Here is a 16,209-nt window from a genome sequence, read left to right as displayed (position 1 = left end):
CACGTGTCACATCCGGCGGGGCCCGTCTGTCCTGTGGGTGAGACCACGACGGAGGAGGCCGGGATGTTGGTGCTGCTGGCGGGCGCGAGCGGAGTACTGGGACGGCGGGCGGCGGCCGCGCTGCGGGCCGCGGGCCACGAGGTGGCCGGGCTGGGCCGGGGCGAGGGGATGGACGTACGGGCCGACCTGCTCGACCGGGAGGGACTGCTGCGGGCCGTCGGCGGGCGGCGGTTCGACGCGGTGGTGCACGCCGCGACCGCCCTCTCCGGCAGGGCGATGGCCGCCCACCGGGACATGGCGGCCACCAACCGGCTGCGCACCGAGGGCACGGTGAACCTGCTGGCCGCCGCGCGGGAGACGGGGGCGCGGCGGTTCCTGGTCGAGTCGATGATGTTCGGCTACGGGTACGGGGACCACGGCGCGGCCCCGATCGGCGAGGACGACGGCTTCGGGCCGCGCGGGGCGAACGCCGCGCTGGAACGGCACGTGGGCGCCATGCGGGCCAAGGAGGAACTGGCCTTCACCGCCGACGGGATCGAGGGCGTCAGCCTGCGCTTCGGCCTGTTCTACGGGGCCGGCACCACCGACACGCACCTCGTGCCGCTGCTGCGCGGGCGGAAGCTGCCCGTGGTCGCCGACCGGGGCCGGGCGCTGAGCTGGGTGGACGCCGGGGACGCGGCGCGGGCGGTGGTGCTCGCGCTGGAGTCGGGGCGTGCCGGGCAGGCGTACAACATCGCCGACGACACCCCGGTGGGCTGGGGCGCGCACCTGGGGGCGGTGGCGGAGGCGTTCGGGGCGCCCGCGCCGATGAGGGTGCCGCTGTGGGTGTTGCGGGCGGCCCCGCTGGCGCACGCCATCATGCGCAGCTCGCTGCGGCTCTCGAACGCCAAGGCGCGGCGGGAGCTGGGCTGGGAGCCGCGGTACGCGAGCAGCCCGCAGGGGGTGCGGGCGCTGGCGGCGGCCGGGGCGCAGCGGGCGTCCGGCATGTGAAACGTCCGGCGGGAGGCCCGTACCGCTGTGATCATCGGCCGATGGACATCGAAGCGCGCACCCCGCCCGTACTGACCGGTGACGAACGCTCCACCCTGACCAGCGTGCTCCAGTGGCAGCGCGACACCCTGCGGATGAAGTGCGCGGGCCTGACGGACGAGCAGCTGCGGCGCAGGGCCGTGCCGCCGTCCGGACTGAGCCTGCTGGGGCTGGTCCGGCACCTGGCGGAGGTGGAGCGGGGCTGGTTCCGCAACGTCCTGAACGGCGAGGACGTACGCGGGTACTTCCCGAAGAACGACGCCGGTGAGCGGACGGAGTTCCACGTCGAGGACGCGGACCCCGCGGAGTCCTTCCGGATCTGGGAGGAGACCTGTGAGCGGTCGCGGGCGATCGTGGCGGCCGCCGAGTCCCTCGACGTACGAGGGAACTCCGGCGACCAGGCGTACTCGCTGCACTACATCCTGGCGCACATGATCGAGGAGTACGCCCGGCACAACGGGCACGCCGACCTGCTGCGCGAGGCGATCGACGGGGTCACCGGGGAGTAGTGCCACCGCGGCTCAGGCGGGGACCGTTCCGGTCCGGTCCACGGCGTCGAGGGCGACCTGCCACGGGAAGTGCGGCGGGGCGTCGGGGCCGGCCGGGCCGGGCAGGAAACCGCCCTCGCCGTAGAGCAGTTCGGCGCCGGCGCCGCGCAGCACGGCCAGGGACTGCTCGAACTGGGGGTGGGCGGCGAGCGCCGCGTTCGTGCAGGGCATGGCCACCACCGGGGTCCCCTTGCCGAGTGCCTCGGCGGCCACGCCGACGGTGAAGCGGTCGGTGAGACCGAGGGCCCAGGCGTTGACGGAGTTGAAGGTGGCGGGGGCGAAGAGGATGGCGTCGGCGGCCGGCCACACGTCGGGCTCGCCGGGGAGCTTGTACTGCCAGCGCACCGGGTTGCCGGTCAGGGCGGCGAGACCGTCGAGGCTTTCCTGCACCCACCGCGCCGCCGTCGGCGTCAGGCCCAGGCACACGTCCCAGCCGCGCGACTGGGCGTCCTCGATCACATGGGCCACGTCGAAGACGGGCGGGGCGGCGGAGCAGAACAGGTAGAGAGTCCTCGTCATGTGGTCATGTGATCACATTCCCGGCCCCCAACTCTCCTCGAGGGTCCGGCCGCTCGGCTCAGGCCGCCGGGGCGGCGGTGATCCTGTCGGCGAAGGAGTCCAGGTTGCCCCACATCCGCGCGACGCGCTCGTCCACGGTCAGGGACTCCTCCTGGCGCCCGGCGCGCAGCTTCGGCTGCCGCTTGCCGCGCACGTAGAGGGAGCAGGCGAGGTCGGCGCAGACGTACGTGCCGACCGTGTTCCCCTCGCGGCCGCGGGCGCCCGCGAGCGGGGCGGCGAGCAGGGTGACGCCGGAGGAGGCGTGCCCGGTCAGGCAGATCTGGCACAGGCTGGACTTCACCGCGCTCGTGCGGGTCGCGGCGGGCACGCGCAGGCTGATGCCGACCGGGCCGTCGGGGCGCGGGATGACGAGGTGGGCCCGCAGCGGGGCACCCGGGTCCACCCAGCCGAGGAAGTCCAGGTCCTGCCAGGGCAGCTCGGCGAAGTCGAGGGGCAGGCGGAGGCGGGCTGCCTCGCCCTTGGTGCAGTTGACGAAGGACGAGCGGATCTGTTTTTCGGTGAGGGGTTCCACGGGAGTCGAGCCTACGGGGCGTTTCGTCCGGTCCGCACCTCGTTTTCGCAGGTGGGGGTGGTGGGGAGGGAGGTCCGGAAACTTCTCGCGGGGTCCGCGATGAGTTTGCGGGCGGGGGCCGGTCTACCCCGGTGATAGAGACGGCGTACACATGAGGAGCGACACGACATGAGCGAGCAGCCGGTGAAGGGCCCCGCGAGCTACTTCCCCTCGATCGAGAAGAAGTACGGCCGCCCGGTGGCGGAATGGGCGGACCTCATCCGCTCCTCCCCGCTGACCAGGCACATGGAGCTGGTCTCCTGGCTGAAGACCGAGCACGGCATCGGCCACGGCCACGCCAACGCCCTGGTCAAGCACACCCTCACGGAGAAGTAGACGCTCGCGCATGCGGGAGAGCGTCTGAGCCATGTCCCCTCTCAACGGACGCGGGTTGACTGGGTGTCATGACGAAGAACACGAACGAGACGCAGACGGCGCGCAACACGCTCACCCTCGTCATCGGGGGCAACGGCAAGACGGGACGGCGGGTCGCCGAGCGGCTGGAGGCCCGGGGGCGCGCGGTACGGATCGGCTCCCGCACCGGCGAGCCCGCCTTCGACTGGAACCGGCCCGAGACCTGGGGCCCCGCGCTGGAGGGCGTGGACCGGGCGTACGTCACCTACCACCCCGACCTGGCCTTCCCCGGGGCCGCCGACCGCATCGGCGCCTTCGCCGAGGCCGCCGTGGCCGCCGGGGCGCGGCGCCTGGTGCTGCTGTCCGGGCGCGGGGAGGAGGCGGCCCGGCTCGCCGAGAGCCGGCTGCGGGACTCCGGGGCCGACTGGACCGTCGTGCGCGCCAGCTGGTTCAACCAGAACTTCGACGAGTACTTCTTCCTGGACTCGGTTCTGGCCGGGGAGATCGCCCTGCCCGTGGGGGACGCGGTGGAGGCCTTCGTGGACGCCGACGACATCGCCGACGTGGTGGTGGCCGCGCTCACCGACGACCGGCACGTCGGCAGGACGTACGAGCTGTCCGGGCCGCGGCTGCTCGGCTTCGCGGAGGTGGCCGCCGAGCTGTCCAAGGCGACCGGGCGCGAGATCGCGTACGTCCCGGTCACGGACGCGCAGTACCGGGCGGTGCTGCGCGAGCACGGCCTCCCGGAGGAGTTCGCCGACCTGTTCACCCTGATCTCGGACGGGCGCAACGCGCACCTGGTCCACGGGGTCGAGGAAGTGCTGGGGCGCCCCGCCAGGGACTTCGCCGACTACGCGCGCGAAGCGGCGGCGAGCGGGGTCTGGGACGCCCGAGGATGAGGCCATGGACACGCTGACCGGACTCCTCGAAGGGCCCAGGGCCCGCAGTGCCTTCCTGATGAAGTCCGTCTTCGACCCGCCGTGGGCCATGCGGGTCGAGGACCGGGCCCCGCTGTCGGTGATGACGCTCGTGCGCGGCTCGGCGTGGCTGCTGCCCGACGACGGCGAGGCCGTGCGGATCGGGCCGGGTGACGTCGCGGTCGTACGGGGACCCGTGCCGTACACGCTCGCCGACTCGGCGGACACCCCGGTGGGCGTCAGGATCGGCCCCGACCAGCGGTGCAGCGCACAGGGCGAGGACGTCACCGAGCGGTTCTCGCTCGGGGTGCGGACCTGGGGCCCGGCGCGGGAGGGCGCCGGCTCGGTGGTGCTGCTCAGCGGGACCTACCAGGCGCCGAGCGAGATCGGGCGGCGGCTGCTGGGGGCGCTGCCCGCGGTGCTGGTACGGCCGGTGCGGGCGGCCGACGCCACCTTGATCACCCTGCTGGCCGGGGAGGTGGCGCGGGACGAGCCGGGGCAGGAGCTCGTGCTGGACCGGCTGCTGGACCTGCTGCTCATCGGGGTGCTGCGGGCCTGGCTCGCCGCCCCCGGCTCGGGGGCGCCGGCCTGGCACCGCGCCCAGGGCGACCCGGTCGTCGGGGCGGCGCTGCGGCTGCTGCACGAGGACCCCGCGTACGGGTGGACCGTGGAGGAACTGGCCCGCCGGGCCGGGGTGTCGCGGGCCGCGCTGGCCCGGCGCTTCACCGAGCTGGTCGGGGAGCCGCCGGTCGCCTACCTGACGGGCTGGCGGATCGCCCTGGCCGCCGACCTGCTGCGCGAGCCGGACGCCACGGTGGCGACGGTGGCCCGCCGGGTCGGCTACGGGAGCGCGTTCGCGCTGTCGGCGGCCTTCAAGCGGGTGCGGGGGGTGAGCCCGCAGCAGTTCCGGGAGGGAGCGGGAGCGGCCACGGCGGCGGGGGCGTCCGGCACCGTGGTGCTCGGGTAGCTACGCGAGTTCGAGGACGGCGACGGGCTGGGGGCCGCTGAGCTCGCCCGTGGGGCGGAAGCCGAGGCCGAGGTAGAACGGCGCCGGGCTGTCGTCACCGTCGTGCCAGGTGACGTACGCCCGGGTCCCGCCGCGCCGGCGGATCTCCTCCGTGACCGCCTCCACGGCGAAGCGGCCGTAGCCCTTGCCCTGGTGCCCGGCGTCGATGTTCAGGCGCCAGATGCCCGAGCGGCGGTGCTCCGGGTCCTTCGCCCGGTCCCAGACGATGTCCAGGAAGGCCATCACGAAGCCGACGACCTCGTCACCGTCGAGGACGGCCCGGGGCCAGGCGGCCTCCCCGTGGACGTAGGCCTCGGCGAGGGACTGGGCGACGGACTCGACGAGGTGCTCCTGGTCGGGACGGACGCGGACGGCGGTCACCGCTTCGAAGTTGTCCGGGGTCACCGGCACCAGGCGCAGGGATGAGCTGATCATGCGCGCAGCTTAGTTCTCCCGGGGCGATTGAAAAGAACGGGACAGCCGGTATATTTTCTGCCCGCAGGGTGCGTCGGGAGGGGAAGAGGATGGCTTTGCGGGCACAAGTGGCGGTCGTCGGCGGGGGGCCGGTCGGCATGCTCGTCGCGGCCGAGCTCGCCGGGTACGGAGTCGACACGGTGGTCCTGGAGGAGCGCACGGAGATCTCCGAGCGGCCCAAGGCCACCACGCTCCACGCCCGGGCGGTGCAGAGCCTCGCCCGGCGCGGGTACCTGCCCGGCGACGCCCCCGGGACGCACGCGGGCGCAACCTCGGCCGCGTTCCACTTCGCCGGGATCCACCGGCTGGTCATCACCGTGCCCGAGGGGGAGCCGGAGCCGGTCCTCAAACGGCCGCAGGCCGAGCTGGAACGCCTCTTCGAGGAGCGGGCCCGGGCGGCGGGCGCACGGGTGCTGCGCGGGCACCGCGTGACCGGGATCGCCCAGGAGCCGGACGGCGTGCGGCTGGACGTCGAGGGGCCCGGGGGCCCGGCGGCCTGCCGCGTCGAGTACCTCGTCGGCGCGGACGGGGCCCGCAGCACCGTACGGGAACGGCTGGGGATCGCCTCCGACACGGCACCGGCCTCGGTCTCCGCCCTGGCCGGGCTGGCCACACTGGAGGACCCGCGAGCCCTGGAGCAGGGCTGGCTGCGCACCCCGCGCGGCTGGATCGTCTCCAAGCGGACGCCCGGCGGCGAGACGCACATCCGGACGCTGGACTGCGCGGGCGCGTACGAGGGCCGGGAACGGCAGCCGACGCCGCGGGAACTGCGGGACGAGGTGTCCCGGATCGCCGGCCGCGACATCGAGCTGACGGGGGCGCGCTGGATCAGCCGGTTCAGCGACTTCACGCGCCTGGCCCGGACCTTCCGCGCGGGACGGACCTTCCTGGTGGGCGACGCGGCACACGTGCACTTCCCCATCGGCGGCCAGGGGCTGAGCTCCGGGGTGCTGGACGCCCTGAACCTCGGCTGGAAGCTGGCGCTCGCCGTGCGCGGCGTGGCGGGGGAACGGCTGCTCGACAGCTACGACCTGGAGCGCCGCCCCGCGGCCCGGGCGGTCGTCGACAACACCCGCGCGCAGCTCGCGCTGATGCGGCCCGGGGAGGACGTCGACGCGCTGCGCGAGGTGTTCACGGGACTGCTGGCCGCGGACCGGGACGCCGGCGGGCTCGCCGGCATGATCAGCGCGCAGGGGACGGTGCTCCCCGCGTACACGGAACGGCCGTCCCCGTGGGAGGGCCGGTTCCTGCCGAACTTCCGGCTGCCGGCCGGGGCCGGGGCGGACGACCTCGTCACCCTCCTGCGGGACGGCCGGCCGCTGCTGCTCCTCTTCGGGGAGGACGGGACGCGCCACGAGGAGGAGGCGCGCCCGTGGGCGCCGCTCCTGCGCGTGGTGCGGACCGGGAGGGTGCCGGGCGCGGCGCACGAGGCGCTGCTGGTCCGGCCCGACGGCTACGTGGCCTGGTCCGCGGGCGGCAGCGCGCTGGAGGGCGCGCTGTCGGCGTACTTCGGCGGCGGGGCCTGCGCACCCGCCGCGGCGACCGCGGGAGGCGGGCGTGGGATCCGGCTCAGCTGAGCGAGCCGGCGGCCTCCCGCTCCTGGGCCAGCAGGAGCGCCTCGTGGTAGACCTCGGAGGCGCGGGACTCGGAAAGGTGCAGCGAGGCGAGCACCGAGGACTGCGCGATGCTGGGCAGCAGGTGGCGCATGAGCGCGCTGACCCGGACCACGAGGTCCCGGTAGTCGGTGAGGGCCTGCGACATCGACTGGATGCCGGCGTAGGCGCCCACGAGCACGTCGGCGGTCTCGGCGGGGTCGACGTGCGGCAGCAGCTCGCCCTGGAGCTGGGCCTTGTCCAGCCGCTCGCCGACCGGGACGGCCCAGTTGCGGAACGGACCGCTGCGGTCGAGCCCCTCGGCGCGCTGGTCCATGGTCAGCCGCACGCCGGCGCGGACCATGGGGTCGGTCTGCAGCCGGTAGGTGTGCAGCATGACTATGTCCACGATCTCCTGGAGCTTGGAGGCGCGCTCCGGCAGCGGGAGGTTCTGGTTCTGGGCGTTGAGGACGCCGAGGGCCAGGTCCTCCTTGGACTGGAAGTGGAAGTACAACGCTCCCTTGGTCACGCCGGCGACCGTGAGGATCTCGGAGATGGTCGAGGCCTGGTAGCCCCGCTCCTCGAAGATCTTGGCCGCAGCGCTCAGGATGGCCTGGCGCGTGCGGATGGCTCGGACCTGTTCAGCCACGGTGGCTCCTCCTTCATCAGGTTTCGGCGGAGCGTCGGAAGCCCTGATGCAAACCGTCCGTCCCGTACGTATCTTACAGCGGGTAACTCCGACGCCAACCATGCCGCCACCCCGCAGGACCAAAAATGAGTGAGGACGGACGATGATTCTTGTGACGGGCGCCACTGGGACGGTGGGGCGTGAGGTGCTGAGACGGCTGTCCCCGGACCTTCGGGTCAGGGCGATGACGCGGCAGCCCGCACGCGCGGCGCAGGGGAGCGGAACGGCCGAGACCGTTCGGGGGGACTACGACGACCCGCAGTCGCTCGCCCTGGCCCTCGAAGGCGTGGACAGCGTCTTCCTGGTCACCAGCCGCGTCGGGCGCGACGACGACGCGCGGTTCCTGCGGATCGCGAGGTCGGCCGGAGTACGGCACGTCGTGAAGCTCTCGGCGGCGGCCGTGGAGGACGGGGACGCCGACGACCTGATCACGCGCTGGCAGCGGGAGAACGAGGACCTCCTGCGCGGCTCGGGGATGGAGTGGACGCTGCTGCGGCCGCGCTCCTTCATGTCCAACGCCCTGTCCTGGGCGTCTTCCATCCGCTCGGACGGCGTCGTGCGGGCCCTGTACGGGGCCTCGGCCAACTCCTGCGTGGATCCGCGCGACATCGCCGAGGCCGCCGTGCGCACGCTGACCGCGCCCGGGCACGCCGGCCGGGCGTACGCCCTGACCGGGCCGCGGGCGCTGACCGCCGCCGAGCAGACCGCACAGCTCGCCGAGCTGCTGGGCCGTCCGCTGCGCTTCGAGGAGCTGGACGCCGCGCAGGCGCGCGCCCAGTGGAGCGCGCGCTACCCGGAGCCCGTCGTCGAGGCGCTGCTGAGCAGTGCCGACCGGCAGCGCCGCGGAGCCAAGGCGGGTGTGGGGGGCTCGGTCGAGGAACTGACCGGGAGGCCCGCCGGCTCCTTCCGGGCGTGGGCCGGCGACCATCTGGCCGCCTTCGCGCGGCCCTGAGGCCGCCGTACCCGAGGCCGTCCTCGTCCGGGCCGGCGGCCGCCGCGGGGCTCAGTGCCCGTAGGCGGCCGCCGTGACGACGGCGGTGTAGATGACCTGGCCCTCCTGGCGGCCGGTCACGCGTACGGCTTCCTCCGCTCCCGGGATGTCCGGGTACAGGCGCTCGGCCTCGATCACGCAGGGGACGTCCAGCTCGGCGTACCGCTTGAAGTCGCCCGAGATGCTGAGCGGGAGGAAGGACGAGCGCCCCAGTGCGGCCGCGGAGGCCTGCCGGGCGGCCTCCAGGAGCACCATGCCCGGTACGTGGTCGACCCAGTGGTCGAAGAGGACGGGGTGCAGGGTGTCCACGCGCAGCTGCCAGCGGTTCGGCTCGCCTATGGGGGAGAGGACCACGTCGGTCGGCGACAGCCGTCCGACGCTCTGCGGCGCGGCGGGAGCCGTCAGGGGCAGCGCGCGGTGGCCGGGTTCGAGGGTGTGCGCGGGGCGCACCCGCCGGTACACGGACGGGCTGGTGCAGGTGTAGGAGCCCCCGCCCGTCGCCACGACCTGTCCCTCGCGGCGGACGACCGCCTCGTAGCCGAGCCCGGTCAGCCGGCCCGCCCGCCGGCTGATCGTCGTGCACGTGACCTCGATCTCGAGCGAGGCCGGCGTCTGGCGGACCTGCAGGTGCTCCGGGTGGACCGTCAGGTTGAGGTCCCACATGAGGAAGTGGTGCCCGAACGGGACGCCGAACTCCGCGTGGCCCAGCAGGCTGCCGATCTGACGGATCGTTTCGGCGCAGATGAGCGGGTCGTAGTAGCCGCCCGCGACCGGGGTGAAGAAGCTGTGGCTGCGGGGCCACTGCGCCGTCACCGTGAAGTGGGCCTCGTCCAGGCGGTGCCAGTTCGTGAGCAGGACCTCGGCGACGGAGGCGCGGTGGACCAGTTCCTTCGGGACGGTGGCGGTGAGAGACGGGAAGCGGAAGCCGTTCTGCTCCGACGTCGTGGTGGCGTACCGCCATGCCGGGTCGTAGATGGCTGCGCGCTCGACATGAAACGTGCTCGCGCTCATTGTTCCCCCTAGACAGCGCTGGCCAGTAACAGGTGTGACTGCCGAGAAAAATATATACCAACCGGTTTTTTATCCAGGGGATGTCCGAGGATTGGCTCCGGAATATGCGGAGGAATTCCTTCCGGCCATGCTGCGACTCCGTGTTTGCCCTGGTCTCGGGCCGTTGGGCGGCGTCGAATCTCCGCCATCGGCCGCGAACGATCTCAAGTGTGCCAAGAGTGATCCTTTAGTCGGCCGATGCCCCCCCGGTAAAGGGGTGGTGAAGCCCCCGCGTCGATTCGCTCAGGACGATTCGCTTCGCACCTTTGGGGTGTGCCGTTCGCCGGCCGGGCCGGGGCCGGCACCCCGGCGGGGGCCCGAACGGGCATCGTTGGTCCCTCAGTAGGTCGTACGGGAGCCCCCACCATGCCGCTCACCTCGGGTGAAGCTCCGGCGGCCGGGGATCGGGGGGCGGGCGGGCGCGAGGCCGCCGCGGCGCTGGAAGGGGAGTCTTCCGGGCCGGGTGACGGAACCACCCGGAGAATTGCTGTCGCGAAGAGGGATGTCACCCGCCTGTCTCCCGGCCGGTGCGCGGCGCCGGACGGCCCGCGGGATTCCGGCCAGCGGCCGACGGATGGCCGGTGCGAGGGGCCCGGGCCCGGTGCGCGGCCGGGCGGCCCTGGGGCGCCTGGGGCGTGGCCCGAACGGTTCGCGGCCGGCGCGTTGTCGAGGCGACTCCTCCGCCTCCGCTTTGAGCGCGGTTCCAGCGGCCCTCCGGCACGGCTCCGGCGCGAGCCGAGCAGGATTCACGTTCGGCAAACCGCGAAAGCGGTTTGTAGTTGGCCAGCCCGGTACGTACTCGCCCGTCCGGAGCGTGGCGCTCGCCACGCTCCGGACGCGGTTTCCTACCCACCATGGGTGCGAATCAGCCAACCGCGCGGTCGGTTAAGGGGTCATTCAAGCCACTCCTGTACGGGTTTCACGGGGATTTTTTCGGGCTGAGGCGACCTTGAAGCCATCCTCCAGCAGGGTTGGAACCAATGAAGTTGCAGGTCAGGGTGGGTTTTGAGCGGATCCGGCGGTGCCGGGACGGCGAAAAACGGTACATCCGGTTTGGTATTGACAAACCGGCGGAGCTGTTTTTTGCTCATTCCAGCGAAAGTCAAGGGCTCATCCACGGACGAAGCAGGGGAGTACGGCGTGGACATCGATGTACTGGGTGCACTGACCGTTCGGGAGAACGGGGTCTCCATCACGCCGACGGCGGCCAAGCCCCGGCAGGTGCTGGCGCTGCTCGCGCTGCACGCGGACCAGGTCGTGCCCGTGGCCGCGCTGATAGAGGAGCTGTGGGGGACGGAGCCGCCGCGCAGCGCCCGGACCACCCTGCAGACCTACGTGCTCCAGCTGCGCGGTCTCATCGGCACCGCGCTGGAGGGGACCGACGGGACGCGCACCGCCAAGGACGTCCTCGTCACGCTGCCCGGCGGGTACATGCTCAACAGCGGCGGCGGCACCAGCGACGTCCGCGAGTTCGACCGGCTGGCCGGGATGGGCTACCGGGCCATGGACGCGGCGGACTTCCCCACTGCCGCGCGACTGCTGCGGGAGGCGCTCGCCCTGTGGTCGGGGCCGGCCTTCGCCGACGTCGACGGCGGGGTGCAGCTGGACATGGAGACGCGTCGCCTGGAGGAGACCCGGCTGTGCGCCCTCGACCAGCGCATCGAGGCCGACCTGCGGCTCGGCCGGCACCGGGAGTTGCTCGCGGAACTGACCGTGCTGGCCAGCCGCTACCGGATCCACGAGAACCTGCACGGGCAGTTCATGCTCGCCCTGCACCGCTCCGGCCGGCGCGGCGAGGCGCTCAGCGTCTACCAGCGGCTGCGCGCCACCCTGGTGCGCGAGCTCGGCATCGAGCCCTCGGCCGCCCTGCGCAGCCTCCAGCGGTCGATCCTCATGAGCGGCCCCGAGGTGCCCGCCGCCGAATCCGCGGAGAACGCCCGCAAGCGGCTCGCCCGGGTCGGCTGAGCCGGGCGCCGGATGATCCCCCGGTGAATGCTGCACGAGGATTTAAGAAAGCGCTGGGTAAGACCTGAGATTTAATTTGCATAACGGGGATCGGAACAAAGACGACGAGCTCGATCAGCGGGCTGAGCACGGGGTTTACCGTCCAATCGGAATCCTGTCTTTCGAATCCGCCGTCTGTTCGCCTGTTTCGGAGGTCCGCTCGATGTCGGCTTGAGTGCCCGGTGATGTTGCCCTGGGCTGGCTTACCGTCATCGGGTCGAATACTGAAAACCGAGAGTATCTCGACGAAATATGGAGGGGAGACGGGATACCGTGAAGATTCAGGTTCTGGGTCCGTTGAGTGCCGAGGTCAACGGGGCATCGATCGTTCCTACGGCGGGCAAGCCGCGTCAGATCCTGGCGCTTCTCGCGCTCTACCCGGGCAGGGTGATGCCCGTCCCCACCCTCATGGAGGAGATCTGGGGGACGAACCTGCCCGAAAGCGCGCTCACCACCCTGCAGACGTACATCCTCCAGCTGCGCCGCAGACTCGGCACGGCGATGGGCCCGGGGGCCCCCGGCACCGCCAAGGACGTGCTCGCCACCCGGCACGGCGGCTACCTGCTCCAGATCCCGCAGGAGTCGGTGGACGTCCACGAGTACGAGGCACTCGTCGCCGCGGGCCAGAACGCCTTCGACGACGGTGACGACGAGCGTGCCGCCGACCTGCTGCGCAAGGCGCTCGACCTGTGGCAGGGACCCGCGCTGGTCGACGTACGCGTCGGCCCGATCCTGGAGATCGAGGTGCTGCGGCTGGCGGAGAGCCGGCTCGTCACCACCGAGCGGCGGATCGACGTCGACCTGCGCCTGGGCCGGCACAGCGAACTGCTCGCCGAACTCACCGAGCTGATGGCCCGCAACCCGCAGCACGAGGGCCTGCACTCGCAGGCCATGGTCGCGCTGTACCGTTCGGGCCGGCAGGCCACCGCCCTCGACGTCTACCGCAGGCTCCGCGCCCGGCTGATCGGAGAGCTCGGCGTCGAACCGTCGCAGCAGCTCCAGCGCCTGCACCAGGCGATGCTGCGGGTGGACCCGGCGCTGGACGTGGTCGCCGGACCGCGCCGCAGCTCCACCTTCGACCTGTACGCGGCCTAGGGTGACGCCCCCTGGCCCCGGGACCGGGAGGCCGGGCGGGTGGGCGCGGCGGCTCCAGTGGGGCTCGTCCCCGGCGTGAGGGGCTCTCCAGGGCGGCCGGTCAGGCTCCTGGCGACCCGGTATGAGCCGCTGCGCCGGCGGACGAGGAGAGAGGCAAACCATGCAAGCCACGGTCCGGCTGGAACTCGCCGACCTCACCCGCATCCTGCGGATCTGGGGAGGCGAGGAGGACTGCGTCGAGCTGACCGAGGAACTCCAGGACCTGTACTGGATCGAAATCGGCTACGACAGCCTCTCCATCCTCCAGACCATCGAGTCGATCGAGCGGAAGTTCGCCGTCCCGCTCGCCCGGGAGATCCTCGAACTGGGCGACACCCCGCGGCTCTTCCTCGACATGGTCAACGACGCGCTGGCCGGCCGCGCCGCCGTCTGAGACTCCAGCGGCGTTCGACGCGCACTCCGGCGGACACCGACAGGCTCTGCGCCAAGCGTTGAGAGAGGTGTCCCCGATGTCTGTCGAGCGAGTGCACCGGATGTCATACGCGGTCGACGCGGCCGCACCCGCCGGAGCCCTGTACACCCTGGTGGCCGACGTCACCCAGTGGCCGCTGTTCGTACCGGACACCGTCCACGTCGAGCGGCTGGACTTCGACGGCGTCGCCGACCGGTACGTCCGGTGGGCCGACGCCGGCGGGGAGCTGCGGCGCTCGCTCGTGCGGCGGAGCCTGGACGCCGGCGGGCGGCGCGTCCGCTTCCGCGAGGAGCGCCCCGACGCCCCCGTCACCGCCTCGGGCGGCACCTGGTGCGTGGAGGAACTCGCCCCCGGCTGGTCGAGACTGACCCTGGAACGGGAGGTCACCCTCGACGGCGGCCGGCCCGCGGAGGCCGAACGGGCCGTGGCGCGGGCGGAGGAGGGCGCGTGGGCCGCGCTGGGCGGCCTGCGGGTCGCGGCCGAGCGCTGGCGGCGGCTCGACGAACTCGTGGTGTCCTTCGAGGAGTCCGTACGGATCGAGGGCCCGGCCGAGCCCGTGTACGAGTTCCTGTACGGCCTGGGCTCCTGGCCCGGCAGGGTCGCGCACGTGCTGGAGGCCGAGGTGTCCGAGGACCGGCCCGGCGTGCAGCGCACCCGGCTGGTCAACCTGGCCGACGACGGCCGCGCCTACCCGACCGAGGGGGTGCGGCTGTGCTTCCCGGCCGCCGGGCGGATCGTCTTCAAGCGGACCCGGCCGCACCCGCTGCTCGCGGCGCACGCCGGCGAGTGGGCCGTGGAGCCGGACGTGTCGGGGGTCACCGTGTCCTGTCGGCACGACGTGCTGCTGGACGAGCGGGCGGTGGGGCGGCGCCCCGGCCCCGGCGCGGAACTGGCCGCGGCGCGGCGGTACGTGCGCGAGGTGGTCGGGCGCGAGAGCCGGGCCGTGCTGGAGCCGGCGACGCGGTACACGGGAGACCCGGTACGGACCCTGCGCTCGGTGTGAGGTCCCCCGGGGCCCCCGGGCGCCTCTGACTCCGGCCGGCTTCCCCCGGCCCCTGCCGGTCTCCGCCGGCTTCCCCCGGCCCCTGCCGGTCTCCGCCGGCTCCGGCCGGTCTCCACCGGCTCCCCCCCTGGCGGCGGCCCGCCACCGTGTCCCCCGCGGTGGCGGGCCGTCGTGCCGTTCAGCTCCCCCGCCCGGCGGTGTCCAGTTCGTGCAGGGTGGCGGGCACCGCCAGGCAGGGCATGACCACCCGCCAGAAGCCGGCCAGCGTGCGCGGCGCGAGCCACTGCGGGTCGTCGCGGCCCAGCGCCTCGAAGCCGAGGGTGGCCGCCACCACCGTGGCCGCCACGCTGCGGTGGTTCAGACCGGGCAGCAGGGTGCCCTCCTCGGAAGCCTCCGCCAGCAGCCGGTGCACGTACTCGTGCCACTCCCGGGGCAGGGCACAGGAGGACGCGTACGCCGACTCCCGGCCCAGCCGGAAGCCGGCCCGGGCCACGACGTCCCCCAGGAGCAGCCCGGCGAGCGCCTGGGAGCTGTCGGCCAGGGCCTGGAGGGCGGACGTGCGCCGCGCGTACACCTCGCGGGCGGCGGCGCGCAGGGCCTCGGCCCCGGCGGCCTCGACGGCCCGGGCGACCGCCGCCTTGTTCTCGAAGTGGAAGTGCAGCGCGCCCGGGCTCACCCCGGCCCCGACGCTGATCATGCTCAGCGTCGCCTCCGCGTAGCCGCGCCGCCCGAACACGGTCGCGGCTGACTCAATCAGTGCATGACGCGTCCGGACAGCGCGTTCTTGTTTCATCACGCATAGCTCCTGTATCAGTTTCCTTCCATTATTAAACCGCGCCGTTGGTATGGGAATGGGCTCACGATGCCCCTTCCTGGCTGGTTTGGCGGCGATTGGTGCCCCCGAGTGGCCCGATTTGATCCTTTTTTCAAGCTCCTTGCCGGAGTTTGAGGGCTTTGACAAACCGACGCAGCGGTTTGTATCTTCGGGACGTTGGCTCAACCGAGCTTGAGGGGAGGGGGGCAGATGAACCAGCGGACCATCGCTGTACTGGAACCTCACACGGCCACCGCGAGCGTGAACGGGGGGTTCCTGCCGGCCGAGGGGCTCAGAACGCCACAGCACGCGCCGACCCAGTCGGCCCTGTGGCGGATCCTCATCGTGGAGAGCAGCACGATCGAGGCGGAGACGCTCGCCCGGGGCCTGCGCCGGCACGGGCACGAGGTCGAGATCGTCGCCACCGGCAGCGACGCCCTGCGCTGCTACGCCGACGCCGACCTCGTCCTGCTGGACCTGGAACTCCCCGACCTGGACGGTCTGGAGGTCTGCCGCGGCATCCGCGCCGCCCACGAGATACCGGTGATCGCGGTCACCGCCCGCGGCAGCGAACTCGACCGGGTCCTCGGACTCCAGGCCGGCGCCGACGACTACCTGGTCAAGCCCTACGGGTTCCGCGAGCTGATGGCGCGGATGGAGGCGGTCATGCGCCGGGCGCGGCCGGCCCGCCCCGTCGCGGCCACCATCACCTGCGGTCCGCTGCGGATCGACGCGGGCACGCGCGAGGTGACCCTGGACGGGGAGCCCGTGGAGACCACGCGCAAGGAGTTCGACATGCTCTACCTCCTCGCGTCCCACCCCGACACCGTCATCCCGCGCAAGACGCTGATGCAGCAGGTCTGGGGCGACTCCTGGTCCCGCCGGACCGTGGACACGCACGTCAGCACGCTCCGCAACAAGATCGGAGCCGGCTGGATCATCACGATCCGGGGCGTCGGCTTCCGGTTCGGCCATGGCGCCTGAGTCCGAACCTCGCCCCCGCGCGCGCAGCCGCGCGAGGACGACCGCCGAGCACGACGCAA

The 16,209-nt window shown here is 72.7% G+C and carries 18 protein-coding genes; 12 read left to right on the top strand and 6 right to left on the bottom strand.

The window, feature by feature from the left end:
* Window positions 1-63 precede the first annotated feature (63 nt).
* Both D1J60_RS36980 and D1J60_RS36975 read left to right on the top strand, forming a co-directional pair.
* Complete coding sequence (locus tag D1J60_RS36980; RefSeq protein WP_125824863.1) at window positions 64-990, top strand: NAD(P)-dependent oxidoreductase; 927 nt, start codon at window positions 64-66, stop codon at window positions 988-990.
* A gap of 41 nt (window positions 991-1,031) precedes the next feature.
* Window positions 1,032-1,538 (top strand): DinB family protein, encoded by a 507-nt coding sequence (locus tag D1J60_RS36975; RefSeq protein ID WP_125824862.1) that lies wholly within the window; start codon window positions 1,032-1,034, stop codon window positions 1,536-1,538.
* A 12-nt stretch (window positions 1,539-1,550) separates the two neighbouring features.
* On the opposite strand, the gene D1J60_RS36970 is transcribed toward D1J60_RS36975, so the two are convergent.
* Both D1J60_RS36970 and D1J60_RS36965 read right to left on the bottom strand, forming a co-directional pair.
* On the bottom strand, window positions 1,551-2,096 hold the full coding sequence (locus D1J60_RS36970; protein WP_125824861.1) for a flavoprotein: 546 nt from the start codon (window positions 2,094-2,096) through the stop codon (window positions 1,551-1,553).
* Window positions 2,097-2,154: 58 nt separating this feature from the next.
* Window positions 2,155-2,667: an FBP domain-containing protein gene (locus tag D1J60_RS36965; protein ID WP_125595219.1), complete on the bottom strand. Its 513-nt coding sequence runs from the start codon at window positions 2,665-2,667 to the stop codon at window positions 2,155-2,157.
* 168 nt (window positions 2,668-2,835) lie between these two features.
* On the opposite strand from D1J60_RS36965, the gene D1J60_RS36960 reads away from it, so the two are divergent.
* The 3 genes from D1J60_RS36960 to D1J60_RS36950 all read left to right on the top strand — a co-directional run bounded on the left by D1J60_RS36960 (window position 2,836) and on the right by D1J60_RS36950 (window position 4,944).
* On the top strand, window positions 2,836-3,042 hold the full coding sequence (locus tag D1J60_RS36960) for a DUF4287 domain-containing protein (RefSeq protein WP_125824860.1): 207 nt from the start codon (window positions 2,836-2,838) through the stop codon (window positions 3,040-3,042).
* A 68-nt stretch (window positions 3,043-3,110) separates the two neighbouring features.
* Window positions 3,111-3,959 carry an NAD(P)H-binding protein gene (locus tag D1J60_RS36955; RefSeq protein WP_125824859.1) on the top strand — a complete coding sequence of 283 codons (849 nt, stop codon included), beginning with the start codon at window positions 3,111-3,113 and terminating at the stop codon, window positions 3,957-3,959.
* Between the two features lie 4 nt (window positions 3,960-3,963).
* Window positions 3,964-4,944, top strand: a complete 981-nt coding sequence (locus D1J60_RS36950) for an AraC family transcriptional regulator (RefSeq protein ID WP_125824858.1) — start codon at window positions 3,964-3,966, stop codon at window positions 4,942-4,944.
* Here D1J60_RS36950 and D1J60_RS36945 read toward each other — a convergent pair whose 3' ends face one another.
* Entirely contained in the window at window positions 4,945-5,418 is a 474-nt protein-coding gene (locus D1J60_RS36945; protein ID WP_185899334.1) for a GNAT family N-acetyltransferase, read from the bottom strand. It abuts the gene before it with no gap.
* Between the two features lie 26 nt (window positions 5,419-5,444).
* On the opposite strand from D1J60_RS36945, the gene D1J60_RS36940 reads away from it, so the two are divergent.
* The gene (locus tag D1J60_RS36940; protein ID WP_347147222.1) at window positions 5,445-7,034 is read left to right on the top strand and encodes an FAD-dependent monooxygenase; all 1,590 of its coding nucleotides are present in this window, start codon (window positions 5,445-5,447) and stop codon (window positions 7,032-7,034) included.
* On the opposite strand, the gene D1J60_RS36935 is transcribed toward D1J60_RS36940, so the two are convergent.
* On the bottom strand, window positions 7,027-7,698 hold the full coding sequence (locus tag D1J60_RS36935) for a ScbR family autoregulator-binding transcription factor (RefSeq protein WP_125595224.1): 672 nt from the start codon (window positions 7,696-7,698) through the stop codon (window positions 7,027-7,029). The two genes, D1J60_RS36940 and D1J60_RS36935, sit on opposite strands and share 8 nt — an antisense overlap.
* A gap of 142 nt (window positions 7,699-7,840) precedes the next feature.
* Between D1J60_RS36935 and D1J60_RS36930 the strand changes: the two genes are divergently transcribed.
* The gene (locus tag D1J60_RS36930; protein ID WP_125595225.1) at window positions 7,841-8,689 is read left to right on the top strand and encodes an SDR family oxidoreductase; all 849 of its coding nucleotides are present in this window, start codon (window positions 7,841-7,843) and stop codon (window positions 8,687-8,689) included.
* 51 nt (window positions 8,690-8,740) lie between these two features.
* Here D1J60_RS36930 and D1J60_RS36925 read toward each other — a convergent pair whose 3' ends face one another.
* The gene (locus tag D1J60_RS36925; RefSeq protein ID WP_241253733.1) at window positions 8,741-9,739 is read right to left on the bottom strand and encodes a ScbA/BarX family gamma-butyrolactone biosynthesis protein; all 999 of its coding nucleotides are present in this window, start codon (window positions 9,737-9,739) and stop codon (window positions 8,741-8,743) included.
* 1,179 nt (window positions 9,740-10,918) lie between these two features.
* Between D1J60_RS36925 and D1J60_RS36920 the strand changes: the two genes are divergently transcribed.
* From D1J60_RS36920 to D1J60_RS36905, 4 genes are all read left to right on the top strand, one after another.
* Complete coding sequence (locus D1J60_RS36920) at window positions 10,919-11,743, top strand: AfsR/SARP family transcriptional regulator (protein WP_125595226.1); 825 nt, start codon at window positions 10,919-10,921, stop codon at window positions 11,741-11,743.
* 312 nt (window positions 11,744-12,055) lie between these two features.
* Complete coding sequence (locus tag D1J60_RS36915; protein WP_007268976.1) at window positions 12,056-12,877, top strand: AfsR/SARP family transcriptional regulator; 822 nt, start codon at window positions 12,056-12,058, stop codon at window positions 12,875-12,877.
* Window positions 12,878-13,037: 160 nt separating this feature from the next.
* Entirely contained in the window at window positions 13,038-13,310 is a 273-nt protein-coding gene (locus D1J60_RS36910; protein ID WP_125595227.1) for an acyl carrier protein, read from the top strand.
* A 76-nt stretch (window positions 13,311-13,386) separates the two neighbouring features.
* Window positions 13,387-14,352 carry an SRPBCC family protein gene (locus D1J60_RS36905; protein WP_125595228.1) on the top strand — a complete coding sequence of 322 codons (966 nt, stop codon included), beginning with the start codon at window positions 13,387-13,389 and terminating at the stop codon, window positions 14,350-14,352.
* A gap of 178 nt (window positions 14,353-14,530) precedes the next feature.
* Here the strand turns inward: D1J60_RS36905 and D1J60_RS36900 are convergent, their stop codons facing one another.
* The gene (locus tag D1J60_RS36900; RefSeq protein ID WP_277607529.1) at window positions 14,531-15,145 is read right to left on the bottom strand and encodes a ScbR family autoregulator-binding transcription factor; all 615 of its coding nucleotides are present in this window, start codon (window positions 15,143-15,145) and stop codon (window positions 14,531-14,533) included.
* Between the two features lie 231 nt (window positions 15,146-15,376).
* On the opposite strand from D1J60_RS36900, the gene D1J60_RS36895 reads away from it, so the two are divergent.
* Window positions 15,377-16,150: a response regulator transcription factor gene (locus D1J60_RS36895; RefSeq protein WP_125824855.1), complete on the top strand. Its 774-nt coding sequence runs from the start codon at window positions 15,377-15,379 to the stop codon at window positions 16,148-16,150.
* Window positions 16,151-16,209 lie beyond the last annotated feature (59 nt).

The organism is Streptomyces sp. W1SF4, assembly GCF_003950035.1.
GTDB lineage: Bacteria > Actinomycetota > Actinomycetes > Streptomycetales > Streptomycetaceae > Streptomyces > Streptomyces racemochromogenes.
This window is presented reverse-complemented; position numbering and strand designations above follow the sequence as displayed.

Excerpts from the sequence above, each read along its gene's own strand:
- D1J60_RS36980 (WP_125824863.1), top strand. The coding sequence starts at position 64 with ATGTTGGTGCTGCTGGCGGGCGCGAGCGGAGTACTGGGACGGCGGGCG.
- D1J60_RS36955 (WP_125824859.1), top strand. The coding sequence starts at position 3,111 with ATGACGAAGAACACGAACGAGACGCAGACGGCGCGCAACACGCTCACC.
- D1J60_RS36960 (WP_125824860.1), top strand. The coding sequence starts at position 2,836 with ATGAGCGAGCAGCCGGTGAAGGGCCCCGCGAGCTACTTCCCCTCGATC.
- D1J60_RS36970 (WP_125824861.1), bottom strand. The coding sequence starts at position 2,096 with ATGACGAGGACTCTCTACCTGTTCTGCTCCGCCGCCCCGCCCGTCTTC.
- D1J60_RS36975 (WP_125824862.1), top strand. The coding sequence starts at position 1,032 with ATGGACATCGAAGCGCGCACCCCGCCCGTACTGACCGGTGACGAACGC.
- D1J60_RS36905 (WP_125595228.1), top strand. The coding sequence starts at position 13,387 with ATGTCTGTCGAGCGAGTGCACCGGATGTCATACGCGGTCGACGCGGCC.
- D1J60_RS36925 (WP_241253733.1), bottom strand. The coding sequence starts at position 9,739 with ATGAGCGCGAGCACGTTTCATGTCGAGCGCGCAGCCATCTACGACCCG.
- D1J60_RS36950 (WP_125824858.1), top strand. The coding sequence starts at position 3,964 with ATGGACACGCTGACCGGACTCCTCGAAGGGCCCAGGGCCCGCAGTGCC.
- D1J60_RS36895 (WP_125824855.1), top strand. The coding sequence starts at position 15,377 with ATGAACCAGCGGACCATCGCTGTACTGGAACCTCACACGGCCACCGCG.
- D1J60_RS36900 (WP_277607529.1), bottom strand. The coding sequence starts at position 15,145 with ATGAAACAAGAACGCGCTGTCCGGACGCGTCATGCACTGATTGAGTCA.
- D1J60_RS36945 (WP_185899334.1), bottom strand. The coding sequence starts at position 5,418 with ATGATCAGCTCATCCCTGCGCCTGGTGCCGGTGACCCCGGACAACTTC.
- D1J60_RS36930 (WP_125595225.1), top strand. The coding sequence starts at position 7,841 with ATGATTCTTGTGACGGGCGCCACTGGGACGGTGGGGCGTGAGGTGCTG.
- D1J60_RS36910 (WP_125595227.1), top strand. The coding sequence starts at position 13,038 with ATGCAAGCCACGGTCCGGCTGGAACTCGCCGACCTCACCCGCATCCTG.